The organism is Streptomyces sp. NPDC093546 (assembly GCF_044765045.1).
Classification (GTDB): domain Bacteria; phylum Actinomycetota; class Actinomycetes; order Streptomycetales; family Streptomycetaceae; genus Streptomyces.
In genome coordinates this window covers 122,054-141,445 of record NZ_JBIWJG010000006.1, presented here as the reverse complement: position 1 = coordinate 141,445, position 19,392 = coordinate 122,054, and the positions used below count along the sequence as shown (strand labels likewise).

19 protein-coding genes are annotated in these 19,392 nt (G+C 72.8%); 7 read left to right on the top strand and 12 right to left on the bottom strand.

The features are described 5' to 3' along the window. Positions 1-22: 22 nt before the first annotated feature. The 7 genes from ACIRNI_RS15660 to ACIRNI_RS15630 form a co-directional block, all read right to left on the bottom strand. Positions 23-1,027 carry a sugar phosphate isomerase/epimerase family protein gene (locus tag ACIRNI_RS15660; RefSeq protein ID WP_403551907.1) on the bottom strand — a complete coding sequence of 335 codons (1,005 nt, stop codon included), beginning with the start codon at positions 1,025-1,027 and terminating at the stop codon, positions 23-25. A 10-nt stretch (positions 1,028-1,037) separates the two neighbouring features. Further along, the gene (locus ACIRNI_RS15655) at positions 1,038-2,231 is read right to left on the bottom strand and encodes a Gfo/Idh/MocA family protein (RefSeq protein ID WP_403551905.1); all 1,194 of its coding nucleotides are present in this window, start codon (positions 2,229-2,231) and stop codon (positions 1,038-1,040) included. A gap of 49 nt (positions 2,232-2,280) precedes the next feature. Further along, positions 2,281-3,318 carry a substrate-binding domain-containing protein gene (locus tag ACIRNI_RS15650; RefSeq protein ID WP_403551903.1) on the bottom strand — a complete coding sequence of 346 codons (1,038 nt, stop codon included), beginning with the start codon at positions 3,316-3,318 and terminating at the stop codon, positions 2,281-2,283. A gap of 60 nt (positions 3,319-3,378) precedes the next feature. After that, positions 3,379-4,392, bottom strand: coding sequence for an ABC transporter permease (locus ACIRNI_RS15645; RefSeq protein WP_403551901.1), 1,014 nt, complete (start codon positions 4,390-4,392; stop codon positions 3,379-3,381). 19 nt (positions 4,393-4,411) lie between these two features. After that, on the bottom strand, positions 4,412-5,926 hold the full coding sequence (locus tag ACIRNI_RS15640) for a sugar ABC transporter ATP-binding protein (protein WP_403551899.1): 1,515 nt from the start codon (positions 5,924-5,926) through the stop codon (positions 4,412-4,414). 135 nt (positions 5,927-6,061) lie between these two features. Then, on the bottom strand, positions 6,062-7,243 hold the full coding sequence (locus tag ACIRNI_RS15635; protein WP_355357340.1) for an ROK family transcriptional regulator: 1,182 nt from the start codon (positions 7,241-7,243) through the stop codon (positions 6,062-6,064). A gap of 142 nt (positions 7,244-7,385) precedes the next feature. Continuing rightward, entirely contained in the window at positions 7,386-8,324 is a 939-nt protein-coding gene (locus tag ACIRNI_RS15630) for a beta-ketoacyl-ACP synthase III (protein ID WP_403551896.1), read from the bottom strand. Positions 8,325-8,558: 234 nt separating this feature from the next. Between ACIRNI_RS15630 and fdhD the strand changes: the two genes are divergently transcribed. Next, complete coding sequence (fdhD, locus tag ACIRNI_RS15625) at positions 8,559-9,407, top strand: formate dehydrogenase accessory sulfurtransferase FdhD (protein ID WP_403551893.1); 849 nt, start codon at positions 8,559-8,561, stop codon at positions 9,405-9,407. 20 nt (positions 9,408-9,427) lie between these two features. Here the strand turns inward: fdhD and ACIRNI_RS15620 are convergent, their stop codons facing one another. Both ACIRNI_RS15620 and ACIRNI_RS15615 read right to left on the bottom strand, forming a co-directional pair. Beyond that, positions 9,428-9,829: a (2Fe-2S) ferredoxin domain-containing protein gene (locus tag ACIRNI_RS15620; protein ID WP_403551891.1), complete on the bottom strand. Its 402-nt coding sequence runs from the start codon at positions 9,827-9,829 to the stop codon at positions 9,428-9,430. Positions 9,830-9,857: 28 nt separating this feature from the next. Further along, positions 9,858-10,304, bottom strand: a complete 447-nt coding sequence (locus tag ACIRNI_RS15615; RefSeq protein WP_403551889.1) for a MarR family winged helix-turn-helix transcriptional regulator — start codon at positions 10,302-10,304, stop codon at positions 9,858-9,860. Between the two features lie 91 nt (positions 10,305-10,395). Between ACIRNI_RS15615 and ACIRNI_RS15610 the strand changes: the two genes are divergently transcribed. Further along, entirely contained in the window at positions 10,396-11,319 is a 924-nt protein-coding gene (locus ACIRNI_RS15610; RefSeq protein ID WP_403551886.1) for a zinc-binding alcohol dehydrogenase family protein, read from the top strand. Positions 11,320-11,329: 10 nt separating this feature from the next. On the opposite strand, the gene ACIRNI_RS15605 is transcribed toward ACIRNI_RS15610, so the two are convergent. Then, complete coding sequence (locus ACIRNI_RS15605) at positions 11,330-12,358, bottom strand: bile acid:sodium symporter family protein (RefSeq protein WP_403551884.1); 1,029 nt, start codon at positions 12,356-12,358, stop codon at positions 11,330-11,332. Between the two features lie 154 nt (positions 12,359-12,512). Here ACIRNI_RS15605 and ACIRNI_RS15600 point away from each other — a divergent pair, with 154 nt between their 5' ends. The 3 genes from ACIRNI_RS15600 to ACIRNI_RS15590 all read left to right on the top strand — a co-directional run bounded on the left by ACIRNI_RS15600 (position 12,513) and on the right by ACIRNI_RS15590 (position 16,369). After that, positions 12,513-13,385, top strand: a complete 873-nt coding sequence (locus tag ACIRNI_RS15600; RefSeq protein WP_403551882.1) for a LysR substrate-binding domain-containing protein — start codon at positions 12,513-12,515, stop codon at positions 13,383-13,385. 262 nt (positions 13,386-13,647) lie between these two features. Further along, positions 13,648-15,447 carry an AMP-dependent synthetase/ligase gene (locus tag ACIRNI_RS15595; RefSeq protein ID WP_403551880.1) on the top strand — a complete coding sequence of 600 codons (1,800 nt, stop codon included), beginning with the start codon at positions 13,648-13,650 and terminating at the stop codon, positions 15,445-15,447. 88 nt (positions 15,448-15,535) lie between these two features. Beyond that, positions 15,536-16,369 (top strand): aldo/keto reductase, encoded by an 834-nt coding sequence (locus tag ACIRNI_RS15590; protein WP_403551878.1) that lies wholly within the window; start codon positions 15,536-15,538, stop codon positions 16,367-16,369. Positions 16,370-16,422: 53 nt separating this feature from the next. On the opposite strand, the gene ACIRNI_RS15585 is transcribed toward ACIRNI_RS15590, so the two are convergent. Both ACIRNI_RS15585 and ACIRNI_RS15580 read right to left on the bottom strand, forming a co-directional pair. Next, positions 16,423-16,908 carry a hypothetical protein gene (locus ACIRNI_RS15585; RefSeq protein WP_403551875.1) on the bottom strand — a complete coding sequence of 162 codons (486 nt, stop codon included), beginning with the start codon at positions 16,906-16,908 and terminating at the stop codon, positions 16,423-16,425. Between the two features lie 11 nt (positions 16,909-16,919). Then, the gene (locus ACIRNI_RS15580; protein ID WP_403551873.1) at positions 16,920-17,462 is read right to left on the bottom strand and encodes a hypothetical protein; all 543 of its coding nucleotides are present in this window, start codon (positions 17,460-17,462) and stop codon (positions 16,920-16,922) included. Positions 17,463-17,576: 114 nt separating this feature from the next. Between ACIRNI_RS15580 and ACIRNI_RS15575 the strand changes: the two genes are divergently transcribed. Both ACIRNI_RS15575 and ACIRNI_RS15570 read left to right on the top strand, forming a co-directional pair. Next, complete coding sequence (locus ACIRNI_RS15575; RefSeq protein ID WP_403551870.1) at positions 17,577-18,611, top strand: permease; 1,035 nt, start codon at positions 17,577-17,579, stop codon at positions 18,609-18,611. After that, positions 18,608-19,375, top strand: coding sequence for a TIGR03943 family putative permease subunit (locus tag ACIRNI_RS15570; protein WP_403551868.1), 768 nt, complete (start codon positions 18,608-18,610; stop codon positions 19,373-19,375). Before ACIRNI_RS15575 ends, ACIRNI_RS15570 begins: the two co-directional genes overlap by 4 nt. Positions 19,376-19,392: the final 17 nt, after the last annotated feature.

The following is a 19,392-nucleotide window of genomic DNA, read 5'->3' as shown; positions in this document are numbered from 1 at the left end:
GGCCTTGGCCTGCTGTTATGCCCTACTCACCACCCCCGAAGGCGGCGTCGAAGGAAGCGGCCGGCGGGTCGAAGTCGTAGCGCTTCAGCGTGGCAAGCGCTTCCGGCGCGCCGGCCAGCCGGTCCATGCCGGCGTCCTCCCACTCCACCGACACCGGCCCGTCGTACCCGATGGAGCGCAGCATCCGGAACACGTCCTCCCACGGCACGTCCCCATGCCCGGCCGACACGAAGTCCCAGCCGCGCCGCGGGTCACCCCACGGCAGGTGCGAGCCGAGGCGGCCGTTGCGGCCGTCCAGCCGGCGCCGCGCCTCCTTGCAGTCCACGTGGTAGATCCGGTCCCGGAAGTCGTACAGGAAGCCGACGGGGTCGATGTCCTGCCAGACGAAATGGCTGGGGTCGAAGTTGAGCCCGAAGGCCGGGCGCCGGTCCACGGCCTCCAGCGCGCGGTGCGTGGTCCAGTAGTCGTACGCGATCTCGCTCGGGTGGACCTCGTGGGCGAAGCGCACGCCCTCCGCGTCGAAGACGTCCAGAATCGGGTTCCAGCGCTCGGCGAAGTCCTCGTACCCGCGCTCGATCATCCGCTCCGGCACCGGCGGGAACATCGCGACCAGGTGCCAGATGGACGAGCCGGTGAAGCCGATGACGGTCCGGACGCCGAAGGCCGCGGCCGCCCGCGCCGTGTCCGCGAGCTCGCGCGCCGCCCGCTGCCGTACGCCCTCGGGGTCGCCGTCGCCCCAGATCCGCCCCGGCACGATGGCCTGGTGGCGCTCGTCGATGGGGTGGTCGCAGACCGCCTGGCCCACCAGGTGGTTGGAGATCGCCCAGCACCGCAGGCCGTACTTGTCGAGCAGGGTGCGCCGCCCGTCCAGGTAGGAGGGGTCGGCGAGCGCCTTGTCGACTTCGAAGTGGTCGCCCCAGCAGGCGAGTTCCAGGCCGTCGTAGCCGAAGTCACGGGCGAGCCGGCACACCTCCTCCAGGGGCAGGTCGGCCCACTGGCCGGTGAAGAGGGTGAAGGGACGGGGCACAGCGGACCTCCTACAGCGGTACGGGGGTGTAGACGGCGTTCTTCTCCGCGCTCTCCTCCACGGCCGCGAGCACGCGCTGCACCTGGAGCCCGTCGGCGAAGGACGGGACCGGGTCGGTGCCCGAGGCGATGGCGTGCACCAGGTCGCGCGCCTGGTGCGTGAAGGTGTGTTCGTAGCCGAGGGCGTGGCCCGGCGGCCACCACGCCTCCAGGTAGGGGTGCTCCTGTTCGGTGACGAGGATCCGGCGGAAGCCGGCCGACTCGGCGGGGTCGGACCCGTCGTAGAAGGACAGTTCGTTGAGCCGCTCCAGGTCGAAGGCGAGCGAGCCGCGCTCCCCGTTGAGTTCCAGGCGCAGGGCGTTCTTGCGGCCCGCCGCCATCCGGGTCGCCTCGAACGACACGAGGGCGCCCGACGCGAGCCGCCCCGTGAACACGGCCGCGTCGTCCACGGTCACGGCGCCGCGGCCGGCCCCTCCCACGGCCGCGAGCCCGGCCGACGCCCCGGCGAGCAGGGGCCGCTCCCGTACGAAGGTCTCCGTGAGCGCCGAGACCCCCACCAGCGGCTCCCCCGCCAGGTACTGCGCGAGGTCCACGACGTGGGCGCCGAGGTCGCCGAGCGCGCCCGACCCGGCGTGCTCGCGGCGCAGCCGCCAGGTGAGCGGGAAGTCCGGGTCGACCAGCCAGTCCTGGAGGTACGTCACTCGCACGTGGCGCAGGGCGCCGAGGCGGCCCTCGGCGATGAGCCGGCGCGCGTACGCCATGGCGGGCACGCGCCGGTAGTTGAAGCCGACCATCGCCACCTGGCCACGGGCCCGCGCCCGCTCGGCGGCCGCGACCATGGCCTCCGCCTCGGCGACCGAGTTGGCGAGGGGTTTCTCGCACAGCACGTGCTTGCCCGCCTCCAGGGCGGCGATGGCGATCTCGGCGTGGCTGTCGCCGGGGGTGCAGACGTCCACCACCTGGACGTCGTCGCGTGCGACGAGGTCCCGCCAGTCGGTCTCGGCGGCGGCCCAGCCGTGTCGGTCCGCGGCCGCCCGCACGGCCGCGGCGTCGCGCCCGCAGACCGCGGCGAGCACCGGCCGCAGCGGCAGGTCGAAGACCCGGCCCACGGTGCGCCACCCCTGGGAGTGGGCGGCGCCCATGAACGCGTACCCGACCATGCCGATGCCGATGGTCCTTTGTCGCTGTGCCTCCTGCTGGGCCATACGGGTTCCTCCTCGTCGTGTGCGCGGTGGGGGCGGGCGGGACCGGGGGTCAGCTGAAGCCCGTGGGCAGGTACTCGTCGACGTTCTCCTTGGTCACCACCGCCGAGTACAGGGTGATCGAGGCGGGGATCTCCAGCTCCGACATGCCGCCGATGCCCTTCTTCTGGCCGAGCGCGCGGGCCAGGTCGATGGCGGACGCGGCCATGGTGGGCGGGTAGAGGACGGTCGCCTTGAGCACGCTGTTCCCGGCCTTGATGGCGTCCATCGCCGACTTGGCCCCGGCGCCGCCGACCATCAGGAAGTCGTCGCGGCCCGCCTGCTGGATGGCGCGCAGCGCGCCCACGCCCTGGTCGTCGTCGTGGTTCCACAGGGCGTCGAACTGCTGCTGTGCCTGGAGGAGCTGGGCCATCTTGGCCTGGCCGGACTCGACGGTGAAGTCGGCGGCCTGCCGCGCCACCTTCCTGATGTTGGGGTAGTTCTTCAGCGCGTCGTCGAAGCCCTGGGTGCGCTGCTTGGTCAGCTCCAGGTTGTCGAGCCCGGCCAGCTCGACGACCTTGGCGTTCGGCTTGTCCTTGAGCTGTTCGCCGATGTACCGGCCGGCGTTGAGGCCCATGCCGTAGTTGTCGCCGCCGATCCAGCAGCGGTACGCCTGCGGGGACGCGAAGATCCGGTCGAGGTTGACCACCGGGATGCCGGCCTTCATGGCCTGGAGGCCCACCTGGGTGAGGGCCTTGCCGTCGGCCGGCAGGATCACCAGCACGTCGACCTTCTTGTTGATCAGGGTCTGGATCTGGCCGATCTGGGTGGCGGTGTCGTTCGACCCCTCGGTGATCTCCAGGGTCACCTCGGAGTACTTCTTCGCCCGCTCCTTGGCGTTGACGTTGATGGCGTTGAGCCAGCCGTGGTCGGCCTGCGGCCCGGCGAAGCCGATGGTGACGGGCTCGCCCGGCTTGTCGTCGGCGGCCGGGACGTTGTTGGTGGCGGGGGTGGAGTTCTTGGGTTCGTTGCTGGTGCAGGCGGACAGCAGGGCGCCGGCGGAGACGGCGGCCGTGCCGAACAGCAGTCCTCTGCGGCTGGTTTCTGGCATGGCGGTGGAACCCTTCCGGTAGGGCGGTACAGGGCGGTGTCGCGAGGGAGTGGCGGGGCGTCAGACCTCGCCGGTGCCGCGGGCGGTGCGGCGCTGGACCAGGACGGCGGCGACGATGATCGCGCCCTTGGCGATCTGCTGGACGTCGCTCTGGAGGTTGTTCAGGGCGAAGATGTTGGTGATCGTGGTGAAGACGAGGACGCCGAGCACCGAGCCGGCGATCGTGCCGCGCCCGCCGCTCAGCAGCGTGCCGCCGATGATCGCGGCGGCGATGGCGTCGAGTTCGTACAGGTTGCCGTTGGTGTTCTGGCCGGAGCCGGAGAGGATGATCAGCAGGAAGGCCGCGATGCCGCAGCACAGCCCGGACAGCAGGTAGAGGTAGAGGCGCTGGCGGCGTACGTCGATGCCGGCGAGCCGGGCCGCTTCGGCGTTGCCGCCGACGGCGACCGTGCGCCGCCCGAAGGTGGTCCGGTTGAGCACCAGCCAGCCGACGACGGTGACGGCGGCGAAGACCAGCACCAGCGGCGGTACGCCGAGGAGGTACGCGTCCGGGACGCCGAGGTCGAGCACCGACTGGACGGTGACGATCTGGGTCCTGCCGTCGGTGATCTGGAGGGCCAGACCGCGGGCCGAGGCGAGCATGGCGAGGGTGGCGATGAACGGCACCAACCCGCCGTACGCGATGAGCAGCCCGTTCACCAGTCCGCAGCCCAGGCCCACGACCACGGCCGTGAAGAGGATGCCGGCGAATCCGTACTCCTGGGTGGCGACGGTGGTGGCCCACACGGACGCGAGGGCGACGATCGCGCCGACCGACAGGTCGATGCCGCCGCTGGTGATGACGAAGGTCATGCCGACGGTGACGACACCGATGACGGACGCCTGGGTCAGGACCAGCTGGAGGTTGGAGCCGGCGAGGAACTGGTCCGGCTTGGTGATGCCGCCGACCGCGACGAGGACGGCGAGGACGCCGAGCAGGGAGAGGTTGCGGACGTCGGCCCGCAGCCCCAGGGGGCGCGGCGCCCCCTTCTCGACGGGTGGTTCGGCGGTCGTGACCGGCGCGTGCTGCGTCATGGCGTCGGGCTCCCTTCCCTCACGAGGTCATCACGAGATCGAGTACGCGGTGCTCGTCGAGCTCCCGGGCGGGCGCCGTGTGCACGACATGGCCCTCCCGGAGCACCAGCACCCGGTCGGCGAGGCCCAGCACTTCGGGGACCTCGCTGGAGACGAGCAGGACGGCGAGCCCGTCGTCGGCGAGGCGCCGGATGACGGCGTACAGCTCGGCGCGGGCGCCGACGTCGACGCCGCGCGTCGGCTCGTCGAGGAGCAGGACGCGGCAGCCGCGCAGCAGCCAGCGGGCGAGTACGGCCTTCTGCTGGTTGCCGCCGGAGAGGGTGCGGATCCGGACGTCGGGGTTGTCGGGGCGCAGGGACAGCTCGCGGGTGGCGCGGCGGGCGGCCTCGCGTTCGGCGGTGCGGTCGAGCCAGCCGGCGCGGGCGAAGCGGGGCAGGGACGAGACGGACACGTTCCGGGTGACCGACTCCAGCATGAGCAGGCCCTGGGCCTTGCGCTCCTCGGGCGCGAGGCCGATCCCGGCGCGGACGGCGGCGCGCACGCTGCCGGGGCGCAGGGGCCTGCCGTCGACGAGGACCCGGCCGGCGGTCGGGCGGCGGGCGCCGTAGACGGTCTCCAGGATCTCGGAGCGTCCGGAGCCGACGAGCCCGGCGAGGCCGACGATCTCGCCGGGGCGCAGTTCGAGGTCGACCGGCGCGAACTCGCCGGTGCGGGTCAGCCCTTCGACCTTCAGGACGGGCGCCCCGGTGAGGGCGCGCCCGGCGGGCGGCCGCTCGGGGAAGACGTACTCCACATTCCGACCGGTCATCATGGCAACGATGTCCCTGGTCGGCGTGGACTTGGCGGGCAGCCCCCCGGCGACGGCCCGCCCGTCCTTGAGGACGGTCACCCGGTCGCCGATGCGCCGGATCTCCTCCAGGCGGTGGGAGATGTAGACGACGGCGACGCCGTCGGCGGTGAGGTCGGTGACGATCCGGAAGAGGTTGGCGGTCTCGTCGGGGTCGAGGGCGGCCGACGGCTCGTCCATCACGATGAGCCGTACGTCGTGCGAGAGCGCGCGGGCCATGGAGACGATCTGCCGCTGGGCGGCGGAGAGTTCGCCGACCGGACGGGCCGGGTCGATCTCGGGGTGGCCGAGGCGGCGCAGCAGGGCGGCGGTGTCGGTGCGGGCGCTCTTGCCGCGTACGACGAAACCGGCGGTGGTCGGCTCGTGGCCGAGGAAGACGTTCTCGGCGACCGACAGGCCCTCGACCAGGTCGAGTTCCTGGTAGATGGTGGCGATGCCGAGGCGCATGGCGGCGATGGGCGACTTGAGGGTGACGGGCGCGCCGCGCCAGGTGATCTCGCCGCCGTCGGGCTGGTGGGCCCCGGCGAGCACCTTGATGAGGGTGGACTTGCCGGCGCCGTTCTGGCCGAGCAGGCAGTGGACCTCGCCGGCCCTGACCTCCAGGTCGACGCCGTCGAGGGCCCGGACGCCGGGGAACGACTTGGTGATGCGGGACATGGTGAGCAGCGGTGGTTCCGGTGGTGCCATGACGAATCCCCTCGGCGGGCGGGTGCGGTGCCGGTGAGCGGAGCGGGCAGGGCGAGGTACCAGGTGCGTGCTGTACGTGGGTGCTGTACGTGCGAGGTGGGGCGTACGGGGTGAGGTGGGTCCCGGCCGGGGGGGTCAGGCCGGGGAGAACAGGTGGTCGCTGATGAGCCGTGCGGCGCCGATGACTCCGGCGGCCGCGCCCAGCTCGCCCAGCACGATGGGCAGGTTGCCGGTGGCCAGGGGCAGGGAGGTGCGGTAGACCTGGGTGCGGACGCTGGCGAGGAGGTTGTGGCCGAGGCCGGTCACCCCGCCGCCGATCACCACCAGGCCCGGGTTGAAGAAGGAGACGAGCCCGGCGATGACCTGGCCCACGCGGTTGCCGCCCTCCCGGATGAGGGCGAGTGAGGTGGCGTCACCGGCCGCCGCGCCCGCGGCGACGTCCACGGCGGTGAGCCGCCCCGCCGCCTCCAGGCGGCGGGCGAGTTCCTCGGACTGGCCGGCGCGCGCCGCGTCCTCGGCGTCGCGGGCCAGCGCCGCGCCGCTGAAGTGGGCCTCCAGGCAGCCCCGGTTGCCGCAGGCGCAGGCGCGGCCTTCGGGGACGACCTGGATGTGGCCGATGTCGCCGGCGCTGCCGGTCGTACCGCGGTAGACCTCGCCGCCGACGACGATGCCGCAGCCGATGCCCGTACCGATCTTGACGCAGAGGAAGTCGCCCACGGAGCGCGCGACGCCCGCGTGCTGCTCCCCCATCGCCATCAGGTTCACGTCGTTGTCGACCATGACGGGGCAGCCGAGCTCCTGGCTGAGCGCCTCGCGGACCGGGAAGCCGTCCCAGCCGGGCATGATCGGCGGCGCGACCGGTACGCCCTCGGGGAAGCGGACCGGTCCGGGTACGCCGATCCCGGCGCCGTCGAAGCCCTCGGCGAGGCCCGACGCCCTGAGCTTGGCCGCCATGGCGAGCACCTGCTCGAAGACGGCGACGGGGCCCTCGCGTACGTCCATGGGCTGGTTCAGGTGGCCGAGGACCTCCAACTCGGCGTTGGTGACGGCCACGTCGACCGAGGTGGCGCCGATGTCGACGCCGAGGAAGCGCAGTTGGGGCGCGAGGCGGATGTTGTGGGAGCGCCGCCCGCCGCGCGAGGCGGCGAGGCCGTCGGCCACCACGAGGCCGGTCTCCAGGAGCCGGTCCACCTCGACGGCGAGCTTCGAGCGGGACAGGTCCACCTGGTCGCCCAGCTGCGCGCGGGAGTTGGGGCCGCCGTCGCGCAACAGCCGCAGCAGCCGCGCCTGGTGCGCGTTGGCGGGTCGAGCCGTCATCCGTCTCACGCGCCCCTCCCCGCCGTGTGGCTGTCCTCCGTCGGCTTTCGGTGGGGAACGTAGCAGCGCTTTGCCGCAGGGGGAAGAAGTTGCGCGGCAATCCGCGCCAACTTTCTCCACAGCGAGGACAAAGCCGGGAGCGTCAGGGGATCCGGACGACCTGGCCCGCGTACGAGAGGTTGCCGCCGAAGCCGAAGAGCAGCGCGGGCGCCCCGGAGGGCAGGTCGCCGCGCTCGACGAGCTTGGAGAAGGCCATCGGGATGGACGCGGCCGAGGTGTTGCCGGACTCGGTCACATCGCGGGCGATCACGGCGTTGACCGCACCGATCTTCCGGGCGACCGGCTCGATGATGCGCAGGTTGGCCTGGTGGAGCACGACCGCGGCGAGCTCCTCGGGCGCGACGCCCGCCCGCTCGCACACCCGGCGGGCGATGGGCGGCAGCTGGGTGGTGGCCCACCGGTAGACCGTCTGGCCCTCCTGGGCGAAGCGCGGCGGGGTGCCCTCGATGCGGACGGCGTGGCCCATGTCGGGGACCGAGCCCCACAGGACGGGGCCGATTCCGGCGTCCGGGGCCGCCTCGACGACGGCGGCGCCCGCGCCGTCGCCCACCAGGACGCAGGTGGTGCGGTCGGTCCAGTCGGTGACCTCGGTCATCTTGTCGGCGCCGATGACGAGCGCACGGGTCGCCGAGCCCGCCCGTATGGCGTGGTCGGCGGTGGCGAGGGCGTGGGTGAAGCCCGCGCACACGACGTTGAGGTCCATGGTGGCGGGTGAGCCCATGCCGAGCCGGGCGGCGACGCGGGCCGCGGTGTTCGGGGAGCGGTCGATCGCCGTGGAAGTGGCGACGAGGACCAGGTCGACGTCGGCGGGGGTGAGCCCGGCGGAGGCGAGTGCCTTGGCGCCGGCGTGCGCGGCCATCTCGTCGACCGGCTCGTCGGGGCCGGCGACGTGCCGGGTGCGGATGCCGACCCGGCTGGTGATCCACTCGTCACTGGTGTCGACCAGCGCGGTCAGGTCGTGGTTCGTCAGCACCTTGGCGGGCTGGTAGTGCCCGAGCGCGGCGATACGAGTGCCCGTCATGCCCGGGACCCCCCTTGGTTGTGCGATGCGTGCCCACAGTCTTGCCAGCGACTGGTGAGTAACCGGGCAGGCGTTCCGACAGGAATTACGGCCACACCTTGGAGATTCCGCAACATCGTTCGATCGAGGCGGCCGGGGCGGCCGGACCGGGTGCACCGCGGGTGCAGGACAATGAGTCGGACGATGAGATCGTCGAGCCACCAGAACCACGGACAGAACCGGGGCTGATCAGCAATGGGACGGGTCACCGAGCGCCGCCGCGTCATCCGCATCCGGGACGGGGCCGTCTCGGCGCGCCCGGACACCCTGGTCGCCGAGGAGCCGCTGGAGATCCGGCTGGACGGCAAGCCCCTCGCCATCACCATGCGCACGCCGGGCGACGACTTCGCCCTCGCGGCCGGTTCCCTCGTCAGCGAGGGCGTGCTCGGCTCTGCCGCGGACGTCCGCACCATCGTGTACTGCGCCGGCGCCCGGGACGACGGGTCGAACACGTACAACGTGGTGGACGTGCGGCTCGCGCCGGGCGTCCCGGTTCCGGACATCACGCTGGAGCGGAACGTCTACACGACGTCGTCGTGCGGGCTGTGCGGCAAGGCGAGCCTCGACGCCGTCCGCACCACGGCGCGCTTCCCGATCTCCGACACTCCCCCGCTGCGGATCGAGCCCGCGCTGCTGGCGGAGCTCCCCGACCGGCTGCGGGCGGCGCAGCAGGTCTTCGACCGGACGGGCGGCCTGCACGCGGCCGCCCTCTTCTCCGAGACCGGTGAGCTGCTCGACGTACGGGAGGACGTGGGGCGCCACAACGCCGTGGACAAGCTCGTCGGCCGCGCCCTGCGGGAGGACCGGCTGCCGCTGGACCGGGCGATCCTGCTGGTGTCGGGGCGGGCGTCCTTCGAGCTGGCGCAGAAGGCGGTGATGGCGGGGATCCCGGTGCTGGCGGCGGTGTCGGCGCCGTCGTCGCTCGCCGTGGACCTGGCCGCCGAGGCGGGCCTGACGCTGGTCGGGTTCCTGCGCGGCAGCAACATGAACGTGTACGCGGGTGAGGAGCGCATCGCCCTGACGGCGACGGCCTCGCAGGGCTGAGGCCCCGGTTCCGCCCCGGTCTACCTCTTGGGCGCGTCGATCATCTGGAGCGCGAGCGTGTCCGGGGGCGGCGCGATGCCGGGGCCGCCCGCCTCGACCCACGCCAGGATGTCGTCCAGGCAGTCGTCGTCCAGCGCCCAGCCCACCCACGCGGCGCGGGCTCCACGCCGCCGGCCCTCCGTGGAGGGCTGCACGACCACGACGTTGGCCTGGCCGCAGGGACCGAGGCAGTCGCTGGTACGGACGGCGAGGCGCCCGCCGGACGCGGCCGCGGCCTCGCGCAGCCGCCGCAGCTGGCCGGCGTGGTCGGTGCCGGGGTTCTTTCGGGCGTCACCGCAGCAGCAGCCCCGGCAGACGACGAGGGAGCAGGGGCGGGAGGCGCCGGGGCGTATCCAGGTGCGGCCGGAGTGGGGTGCGGGCATGGCCTCACGGTAGCGGCCTTCGTGATCATCACTCGGGGGCGGGGTGCGCGATCCGCCGCAGCAGGGCAACGAACCGGTCGCGTTCGGCGGGTTCGAGACCGGCCATGAGTTCGTCGTTGGCGCGGTCGGCGGCGAGCTCGCAGCGGCGCAGGCGGCGGACGCCGTCGCGGGTGACGGTGATGGCGTTCTTGCGGCGGTCGGCGGGGTCGGGGGCGCGGGTGACCAGGCCGTCGGCCTGGAGGTCGTTGAGGATCCCGACCATGTCCTTGGGGTCGATGGCCAGGCTGCGGCCGAGCTCCGCCTGGGCGACCGGCCCGACTTCGGCCACGGCGGACAGGACGGCGTGGTGCCACATCTTCATGCCCTGTTCGGCGAGGGCCGTGGCGACGAGCGTGCGGCCGCGGGCGGCGGCGCGGCCGAGGAGCCAGCTGGGCAGGGCGGCGATGCGGGAGGGGACGGGCGGGGTGTCTGCCATGCCCTCAGCCTACGCCGAAACCGTTGGGCTTCCCCACGACCTTCCCCTTACCGTTGGGTGCTCCAACGATGCCGGAAGGATGGTGGGCGCCATGCGGCGTGTGCGGTACGAGGTCAACGGCGGCCCCGAAGTGCTGTTCCTGGAGGACGTCGCGGCCCCGGTGGCCGGACCCGGCGAGCTGCTGGTGCGGGTGGAGGCGATCGGGGTCAGCCTCCCGGCCGTCAAGCGGGTGCGGGAGGCCGCCGAGCCCCTGCCGCTGGGCGGCGAGGTGGCCGGCACGGTCGAGGCGGTCGGCGAGGGCGTGACCGGCTTCACGGCCGGTGACCGGGTGACGGGCATCTGCTTCACCCACGGCTACGCCGAACTCGCCGTCCTGCATACCTCGATGGCTTCCGTCGTGCCGGACGGCGCGACGGCGGTCGACGCGGTCGCGCTGGTACGCGGCGGCCTGGTGGCGCGAGGCACGTGGGAGGCGGCGCGGCCGGTGGCGGGCGAGTCGGTGCTGGTGACGGGAGCGGCGAGCGGGGTCGGACAGCTGGCGGTGCAGCTGGCCCGGCTGAACGGCGCCTCCCGGGTCGTCGCGACGGCGGGCTCGGCGGCCAAGGCGGAGTTCCTGTTCGGGCTCGGCGCCGACGAGGTGGTGACGTACGAGGACTCCCCCTGGGGCGAGCCGGTCGACATCGTGCTCGACGCCGTGGGCGGGGCCCTGCTCACACCCGCGGTCGCCGCACTCGCCCCGGGCGGCCGGCTCGTCGCGTACAGCTCCGGCGGCGGCACCGTGGCGGCGTACGACCTGCTCGTCGGCGCCAAGTCGGTGATCGGCTTTCAGATGGCCCACCTCGTGCGCACCCGTCCCGACGCGTACGCGGCGTGGCGCGACGAGCTGTGGCGCCTGCACGCGGAGGGCCGCCTGCGCGCGGCCGTCCATGCCGCACTGCCGCTGGAGTCGGCCGCCGAGGCGCACGCGCTGATCGAGGCTCGCGCCAACCAGGGCAAGGTGGTCCTGATCCCGTGACCGTACGCGGTCAGCGGCAGGCGGCCTCCGGGGCGGACGGGTGGGGCGCCGGGCCGGGTTCCGGTGCCGGGTCGCCGTCCGCGTACCGCCGCGCGATCGCGGCGCAGACCATGAGCTGCATCTGGTGGAAGAGCATCAGCGGCAGCACCGCGAGCGAGGCGTGCGCGCCGAAGAGGACGCTCGCCATCGGGAGGCCGGCGGCCAGGCTCTTCTTCGAGCCCGCGAACTGGATCGCGATCCGGTCCGCCCTGCCGAAGCCGAGCCGCTTCGCCCCGTACCAGGTGAGCGTCAGCATCACGGCGAGGAGCACCGCCTCCACGGCCAGCAGCGCCGCCAGGCGCGGCGGGGTGACCTGGTGCCAGACGCCCTGGACCATGCCCTGGCTGAACGCCGTGTAGACGACCAGCAGGATCGAGCCCCGGTCGACGTACCCCAGCACCTTCTTGTGGCGGGCCAGGAATCCGGCCACCCAGCGCCGCAGCACCTGCCCCGCCAGGAACGGCACCAGCAGCTGCGCGACGATCCGCAGCAGCGAGTCCACCGAGAAACCGCCGCCCCGGGCCCCCAGGAGCAGGCCCACCAGCAGCGGCGTGAGCACGATCCCGGCGAGCGACGAGAAGGACCCGGCGCAGATCGCGGCGGGCACGTTGCCCCGGGCGATCGAGGTGAACGCGATCGACGACTGGATCGTCGACGGCACCAGGCACAGGAAGAGCAGGCCCCCGTACAGCTCGGGCGTCAGCACGGAGGGCACCAGGCCCTGCGCGGCCAGCCCCAGCAGCGGGAAGACCGCGAACGTCGCCGCCAGCACGGTCGCGTGCAGCCGCCAGTGCCGCAGTCCGTCCAGCGCCTCGCCGGTCGTCAGCCGCGCCCCGTAGAGGAAGAACAGCAGGGCCACCGCCCCGGTCGACGCCCCGCCGACGACGTCGGCGGACCGGCCCGAGGCGGGCAGCAGGACCGCCAGGACCACGGTGCCGAGGAGCGCCAGGACGTACGGGTCGATCAGCGGTCTGAGGACGGCGATGGCGCGGTGGGTCATGTGCTCCTGTGCTCTCCGGTCAGGTCTCCGGTCGGGCCGTGTCTCCGGTCGGGGCGTGCCCGCTCCATCGTCCCCTCGGCGACGGCGATCGGGAATCCCGCACACCGCGCTGACTGCCATCACGTTCCACGATGAGCGGCGTTAGGCTGGCGGCGTGTACGACCCCGCCCAGCTGCGTACCTTCCTCGCCGTCACGCAGACGCTCAGCTTCACGCAGGCCGCCCGCCGCCTGGGCCTGCGGCAGTCGACGGTCAGCCAGCACGTGCGCCGGCTGGAGGAGGCGACCGGGCGCCGGCTCTTCACCCGGGACACGCACAGCGTGGAGCTCACCGAGGACGGCGAGGCGATGCTCGGCTTCGCGCGGACGATCCTGGCCGCGCACGAGCGGGCCGCGGCCTTCTTCACCGGCACGCGGCTGCGCGGGCGCCTGCGCTTCGGCGTCTCGGAGGACTTCGTGCTGACACGGCTGCCGGAGGTCCTGGAGGCGTTCCGCCGCGACCACCCCGAGGTGGATTTGGAGCTGACGGTCGAGCTCTCCGGCACGCTGCACGAGAAGCTGGCGGCGGGCCGCCTCGACCTGGTCCTGGCCAAGCGGCGCGGCGGCGACACCCACGGCCGCCTGGTCTGGCACTCCACCCTGGTGTGGATCGGCGCGCCCCGGTTCCGACTGGACCCCGGCCGCCCGGTTCCGCTGATCGTCTTCCCGCCGCCGGGCATCACGCGCGCCCGCGCCCTGGAGGTCCTGGAGGCGCACGGCCGCCCCTGGCGGGTCGTCTGTACGAGTACGAGCCTGAGCGGCCTGATCGCCGCGGCCCGCGCGGGCCTGGGCGTGATGGCCCACACCCGCGGGCTGATCCCGCCGGGCCTGGTCCCGCTTCCGGCCCGGGCGGGGCTGCCGGACCTCGGGGACGTGGACTTCGTCCTGCTCCACGGCCATCCGCGGGGGCCGGCGAAGGAGGCGGCGGACGCCCTCGCCTCGGCGATCCTGGCAGGCGGGGACCGCCTGCACGGACAGGGCGCGGCGTAAACGACCGTGATGCGCACGCCGTGGCCAGAACGCCCCGGCGTACGCACCCCCGCGTGAGCGGCTCGTACAGATTCCGTGGAGATTCGCGGAGGGCGTGCTGACCGTGGAGTCAGGTACCGGGTGGGACGCGTCTGACCTGTAGCGATGCCGGGGTCCCGGCACGCCGAAGCCCTCCCGTCGCACCGGTCCGTGGGGTACCGTCACCCACCGCTGTGCGGAGCGCCACAAGGAGCAGCCATTGCGCGAGTTCTCTGTCCCCCCCATGGTGACGGCTCCCCTGGTCGGCGGGCTGGCCGACGCCGTGTACGACCACGCCGTGGACGATCCGCACCGCGTGGCGCTCGGCCGCAAGGGCGCCGACGGGCAGTGGGGCGAGGTCACCTCCCTGGAGTTCCGCAACGAGGTGCTGGCGCTGGCCAAGGGGCTGATCGCGCACGGCGTACGGTTCGGGGACCGGGTCGCGATCATGTCCCGTACGCGCTACGAGTGGACGCTCTTCGACTTCGCGCTGTGGACGGTGGGCGCCCAGTCCGTGCCGGTCTACCCGACCGCCTCCGCCGATCAGGTGCACTGGATGCTGCACGACGCCGGGGTGACCGCGTGCGTGGTCGAGCACGAGGACCACGCCATGACCGTGGGCTCGGTGGTCGACCGGCTGCCGCGGCTCCAGCGGTTGTGGCAGCTGGACGCGGGCGCGATGGCCGAGCTGGTGGCGGCGGGCGCCGGCATCGACGAGGAGGTGGTGCAGCGCCACCGGCGGGCGGTGACGCCCGAGTCGATCGCGACCGTCATCTACACCTCCGGGACGACGGGCCGCCCGAAGGGTTGCGTGCTCACCCACGCCAACTTCATGTTCGAGGCGGACACGCTGGTGGACCGGTGGGAGAAGGTGTTCCACTCCCGGCCGGGCGACGAGGCGTCGACGCTGCTGTTCCTGCCGCTGGCGCACGTCTTCGGGCGGATGGTGGAGGTGGCGGCGGTCCGCAGACGGGTGAAGCTCGGCCATCAGCCGGTGCTGACGGCGAGCGCGCTGCTGCCGGACCTGGCGGCGTTCCGTCCGACGTTCATCCTGGCCGTGCCGTACATCTTCGAGAAGGTGTTCCACGCGGCGCGCCGGTCGGCGGAGGCCGCCGGGAAGGTGGCGCCGTTCGACAAGGCCGTCGAGGTGGCGGTGCGCTACGCCGAAGCGCTGGAGCACAAGGCGTTCGGCCTGGGCCCGGGCCCGTCGGCGGCCCTGCGCGTGCAGCACCAGTTCTTCGAGAAGCTCGTGTACGGCAAGGTCCGCGACGCCCTCGGCGGCCGGGTGCGGCACGCGATGTCCGGCGGCTCGGCCATGTCCCGGGACCTCGGCCTGTTCTTCGCGGGCGCCGGCGTGACCGTGTACGAGGGATACGGGCTGACCGAGTCCTCGTCGGCGGCGACCGCGAACCCGCCCGAGCGCACCAGGTACGGCACCGTCGGGCAGCCCGTCCCCGGGACGACGGTGCACATCGCGGACGACGGCGAGATCTGGCTGCGCGGCCCGCACGTCTTCTCCGGGTACCTCAACGACCCCGCCGCCACCGACGCCGTGCTGAGGGACGGCTGGCTGGCCACCGGCGACCTCGGCGCGCTCGACGAGGACGGCTATCTGACCATCACCGGGCGGAAGAAGGAGATCCTGGTGACCTCGGGCGGCAAGAGCGTCTCGCCGACCGCCCTGGAGCAGCGGGTCGGCGCCCATCCGCTGGTGGCGCAGTGCGCCGTGGTCGGCAACGACCGCCCCTACGTCGCGGCGCTGGTCACCCTCGACCGGGAGGCGGTGGACCACTGGCTCGCCATGCAGAACCGGCCGCCCCTGCCACCGGCCGAGCTGGTGCGGGACCCGTCGCTGGAGGCGGAGATCCGGCGGGCGGTGGTGGCCGCCAACACGGCGGTGTCGCAGGCCGAGTCCATCCGTACGTTCCGGATACTGGCGCATCCGTTCACCGAGGAGCACGGCCTGCTGACGCCGTCGCTGAAGCTGAAGCGCAGGGCGATCGAGACGGCGTACGCGGGTGAGATCGACGCCCTCTACCCATGACATGGGGACCACGGGGGAATACGTGCAGGTGAATGATCGTTGCACCCGCACGTACCTGGAAAGAACACGACGTGAGGAACAACCGCTCGTGAGCAAGGCCCCCTCCATCACGCTCAACAACGGCGTCTCCATGCCGCAGCTCGGCTTCGGCGTCTGGCAGGTCCCGGACGACGAGGCGGCGCAGGCGGTGGGCACGGCCCTCGACGCCGGTTACCGCTCGATCGACACGGCCGCGATCTACGAGAACGAGAAAGGCACCGGCCAGGCCATCGCCGCCTCGGACCTGCCTCGCGAGGAGCTCTTCGTCACGACGAAGCTCTGGAACAGCGAGCAGGGCTACGACGCGACGCTGCGCGCCTTCGACGCCTCGCTGGGCCGCCTGGGCCTGGAGTACGTCGACCTGTACCTGATCCACTGGCCGCTGCCGTCGAAAAACCTGTACGTCGACACGTACAAGGCGTTCGAGAAGATCCACGCGGACGGCCGCGCCCGGGCCATCGGTGTCTCGAACTTCCTGCCGGAGCACCTGGAGCGCCTGATCGGCGAGACGTCGATCGTGCCGGCGGTCAACCAGATCGAGCTGCACCCGCACCTGCAGCAGGCCGAGAGCCGCGCGTACCACGCCCGCCACGGCATCGCGACCGAGGCGTGGTCGCCGCTGGGCCAGGGCAAGGGCCTGCTGGAGGCCCCGGCGCTGGTGGCGATCGCCCGCAAGCACGGCCGGACCCCGGCGCAGGTGGTCCTGCGCTGGCATCTCCAGCTCGGCAACGTGGTGATCCCCAAGTCCGTGACGCCGTCGCGGATCCGGGAGAACATCGACGTCTTCGACTTCACGCTCGACGCCGACGACCTGGCGGCCGTAGCGGCCCTCGACGAGGCGCGCCGCCTGGGCCCGGACCCGGCGACGTACGACGTCTGCTGAGCGCTGCGGAGCGATGACGGCGCGGCCGCGGGTGCGGCCGCGCCGTCGGCTTCTCACGTGGTGAGCAGGCGGTTGAAGAACGACCGGTACTTGCGCAGCGCCCTGCGCAGGTCCTCGGTGTCGGCCTCCTCGCCCCGGTTCCACTGGGCTTCCAGGTCCTTCTTGTGGTCGGCGAAGGTCGAGGCCAGCTGCTGCATGACGTCCGCGACGAGCGCGTCGGCCTTGTGGACGGCCTCGCGCGGGTCGTCGACGAACTGCGTCTGGACGCCCTGCCAACGCTCGCGGAAGCTCTCCTCGTTCTCCGGGGTCAGCAGCCGCGGTGCCTCTTCCTCCTCCGCGCCCCCCGAGGCGGGTGCGGTTTCCGCTGCCGCGGATCCTTCAGCGGCTCCTTCGGTTCGCTCCGCCGACGTGGGCGCGGTGCTCTCGCCGGGGAAGGCGGGAATCCCGGTCGACTCCTCCCGCGGCGGCGGCTGCGGCTGCGCCAGGTCCTCGGTGGACAGGCCGCTCTCGGTGGGTTCCGGCAGGTCCTCGCGTCGCATCTCTCCTCCCTTCACCTCTGCCCGTGGTCGGACAGCAACTCGTCGAAGAGGGCGCGGTAGTGCACCATGGCCCCGCGCAGCTGCTCGGTCGTCGCCTGGTGCTTCATGCTGAGCTGGTTGACCTCGTGGGCGGCACGGTAGTGCTCGATGGTGCGGCCGTGCTCGACGGAGAGGTCCCTGATCCGCTGGGTGAGGTCCTCGGTCGGGTAGCCGCGCTCGCGCATCAGGGACGCGACCAGGAGATCCGCGTCCTGCACGGCGTCCTCCGGACGGTCCACGAACTCGCCCTGCACGCGCTGCCAGTCCCGGGAGTAGCGCTCCCGGGCATCGCCCGTCAGTGGCCTGATGTCCAGCTCGTCATGGCGTTTCTCGCGCTCGCTCAGATCCCGCTCGGCGGCGCGCCTACTGCCGGTGTCCTCCACCGTGCGTTCGTACTCCGGGCCGAAGCGCTGGCGCAGGCGTCGGCGGCGGGACATGAGGAAGGCTGCTGCGGCAACGACGGCGAGCACCACCACGACGGGAATGATGATCGCCAGGAGGGTCCCTGTTGACATCGGACCGACCCCCTTATTGCTGGCCGGTATGCCTCCTCCAGCGTAGCCCCACCCGCACCGGAGCAGTGGGACGAAATGATGGTCATGGGGCGTCGGTCGTTAAGGTAAGGCCCCATGACCGAAGCCGCCCCCGAGCGCGGGCACCCGCGCGAGCGTTCGCGTGAGGGTTCGCGTGAGGGTTCGCGTGACGCCGCGCCGTCCGCGATACCGACGTCCGTCCTCGTCGCGGGTGGCGTTTCGCTGCTGCTGATCGCGGTGCTCGCCTTCCCGGTGCTCTCCCATCCCGGGTTCCGGGCGTGGCAGACCATCTGCGTGGCGCTCACCGTGCAGGCGCTGCCCTTCCTGCTGTTCGGCACCGTGATCTCGGGCGCCGTCAACGCCTTCGTGCCCGCACGGGTCTTCAGCCGGGCCCTGCCGCGCAACCCCGCGCTCGCCGTGCCGGTCGCGGGAGCGGCCGGCGTGGTGCTGCCCGGCTGCGAGTGCGCGTCCGTACCGGTAGCCGGGAGCCTGATCCGGCGGGGGGTGACCCCGGCCGCGGCGTTCGCGTTCCTGCTGTCCGCGCCCGCCGTCAATCCGATCGTGCTGGTATCGACCGCCGTCGCCTTCCCCGGGCAGCCGCAGATGGTCGCCGCCCGGCTGGTCGCGTCGCTGGTGACGGCGGCCGTCATGGGGTGGCTGTGGCTGAAGTGGGGCAGGGCGGAGTGGCTGAAGATGCCCGCCCGCCACACCGGGCACCGGCCCGGGCACAGCCGCTGGGAGGAGTTCCGCCTCGGCTTCCAGCACGACTTCCTGCACGCCGGAGGCTTCCTGGTGGTCGGCGCGATGGCCGCAGCCACCTTCAACGTCCTGGTCCCGCGCTCCGTGCTGGCGCTGTTCGCCGACTCGCCGTGGCTGTCGGTCCTCTTCCTCGCGGCGCTCGCCATCGTGCTCGCCGTCTGCTCGGAGGCCGACGCCTTCGTCGCCGCCTCCCTCACCGGCTTCTCCCCCACCGCGCGGCTCACCTTCATGGTGGTGGGGCCCATGGTCGACGTGAAGCTCATCGCCCTCCAGGCCGGCACCTTCGGCCGCGCCTTCGCCGTGCGCTTCTCGGCGGCGACCGCCGTGGTCGCCGTGGTGTGCGCCTGCCTGACGGGGTGGTGGCTGCTGTGAGACGCCACGTCCAGGCCGCCCTGCTGCTCCTCGCCGGGTCGGCCGTGCTGCACATCGCGCTGTTCAGCCAGCTCTACCTGCGGTACGTGAAGGAGGGCCTGCGGCCGTACCTGATCGCCTCCGGCGTCCTGCTGCTGGTCCTGGGCGTGATCGGCGCCGTACGGGACGGACTGCCGTTCGCGGCCCGGCGCCCGGACGACGAGCCGGAGGAGGAGCAGCAGGAGGCCGCGTCTGCCCACGGGCACGACCACCAGGGCGGGCCGCGTGTCGCCTGGCTGCTGTTCCTGCCGGTGCTCGCGCTGCTGCTGTACGCCCCTCCCGCCCTCGGCTCGTACACCGCCTCACGCGAGACCGGCAACGTGATCGCCCCCGTGTCGGAGTTCCAGCCGCTGCCGGACGCGGACCCGGCGCCGCTCGCTCTCTCCGGGTTCATCGCGCGCGTGCAGCAGGACCGTGAGCGGAGCATCGCCGGCCGTACGGTGCTGATGACCGGGTTCGTCACCCCGATCCCCGGCGCCAAGGACGGCTCCTGGTACCTCACCCGGCTCGTCGTGAGCTGCTGCGCCGCCGACTCGCAGTCCCTGCGCATCCGCGTCCACGGCGCCCCGGCCCCGCCCGCCGACACCTGGGTGGCGGTCACCGGGACCTGGCACCCGGGCGGCGAGCTGGGGACGGCCACGGCGGCGGTGGCGCTGGACGCGCGGAGCGTGCGGCGGACACCGGAGCCGATCAGCCCGTACAAGGACACGCCACCCGTGCCGTGACGGCGCCGTGACGGTGC